Here is a 1,002-nt window from a genome sequence, read left to right as displayed (position 1 = left end):
GATTATGCGGTAGTTTATGGTGAATTCATGTACAAAGCAAAGTCATGGCCTTACGAACGGCGTGTGGTATGCAAGGTTGAAAAGCCGGAAAACCAGATGGTTTACATGTACACCTTTGTTGTCACAAACATGGATTCCTCACCAGGGTATCTTATCAAATTTTACTGCAAGCGAGGACTGATGGAAAACTTCATCAAAAAAGTAAATCCGGTTTTGATTTTGCTTCCGTAAGCAGTCATACCAGAATCGTAAATGCAAACAGGCTTCAGGTACACGCTCTTGCTTATAACATATTTAATTGGTTTAGACGATTGGCGTTATCAGCAAACATGCGCAAACAACGCATTGATACCGTCCGTTTAAAACTGCTGAAGATTGCTGCAAAAGTAGTTCATTCAGCAAGATATATCACATTCAAGCGGTGTAGCAGCTGCCCTTATAAAAATGAATTCTATGAGACACTTTCAAATATCGGTAAGCTGAATGTACAGCTGGAATAGTAACTATTAACGAACCTTGACAGCTTGATAACCGCTCAGAACTCTGCCACAGGGATTTTATACCCTTTTTGGAGATTGGTTGAGCGATGTTTAGGCTACATGGGTCAATTTTGGGATTCATGGTACAGTTACCAGTTCAGATACTGCTCCGTGAATAATTCAGGATAAATATAAAAAGATGGGATGAAGGATAGTGATTGATTTAATTCGTAAAAGATGTGTAGCAATAGACAGTGTAATCAAAGACTTAAATACGGAATACCATGCAATTAAAAGTAAAGTATTAAGAGAAGAATATAAAAAGTGGAAAAAAGAACTTACAAGAGAAGAAGTTAAGGAAATACGAAAATATAGGATAATGATAAGAGGAACTCTTTGCGGGGATCCTCTTTTTTCTTTCAGGAATTGGAAAACTGTAGTATAATGAAAGAAATTCGGTTTATTATCAGCGGTAGCATTAAGTATGTCGTAAAGGTCAAACCACTCGCCTTTCACTAAAACC

At 37.3% G+C, this 1,002-nt stretch carries 1 protein-coding gene and 1 pseudogene; both read left to right on the top strand.

Going from position 1 to position 1,002, the window contains the following annotated elements; translation table 11 throughout:
- Positions 1 to 500: pseudogene (locus DXA87_RS17760) on the top strand (transposase); the annotation flags it as partial.
- Positions 501 to 693: 193 nt separating this feature from the next.
- Positions 694 to 924: a hypothetical protein gene (locus tag DXA87_RS17840; protein ID WP_147326547.1), complete on the top strand. Its 231-nt coding sequence runs from the start codon at positions 694 to 696 to the stop codon at positions 922 to 924.
- The last annotated feature ends 78 nt before the right edge of the window (positions 925 to 1,002 follow it).

This window comes from Desulfotomaculum sp. OF05-3, assembly GCF_003435535.1.
Taxonomy (GTDB): domain Bacteria; phylum Bacillota; class Clostridia; order Lachnospirales; family Lachnospiraceae; genus Pilosibacter; species Pilosibacter fragilis.
This window is presented reverse-complemented; position numbering and strand designations above follow the sequence as displayed.